This is a genomic window from Staphylococcus lugdunensis (genome assembly GCF_002901705.1).
Classification (GTDB): Bacteria; Bacillota; Bacilli; order Staphylococcales; family Staphylococcaceae; genus Staphylococcus; species Staphylococcus lugdunensis.
Genome location: NZ_PPPV01000006.1, coordinates 1 through 212 on the forward strand (window position 1 = coordinate 1; position 212 = coordinate 212).

Below are 212 nucleotides of genomic sequence, written 5' to 3' on the forward strand. Positions count from 1 at the left end.
CTTAACTGTTGTACATTATAATCATCATTATTCAACAGATATTTTGCAGAATAACTTGGCACATTTGGATTGTATGAAATATTTCCACTTTTATAATCCTTAAAATCTTTAAAGTTGCCGTATTGTACAAAAAACTTAAAGTTTTCTATTTCTTTTTTTAACTTATCATTCGGTATTGGCTTCGTTGGGATAATTCGATTATGTTCCATTTT

At 26.9% G+C, this 212-nt stretch carries 1 protein-coding gene; it reads right to left on the reverse strand.

The annotated features are described in order from the left end of the window. Window positions 1-212 (reverse strand): Csa1 family protein (locus tag CD041_RS00570; RefSeq protein WP_142380821.1); only part of this gene is annotated, 212 nt, incomplete at both ends.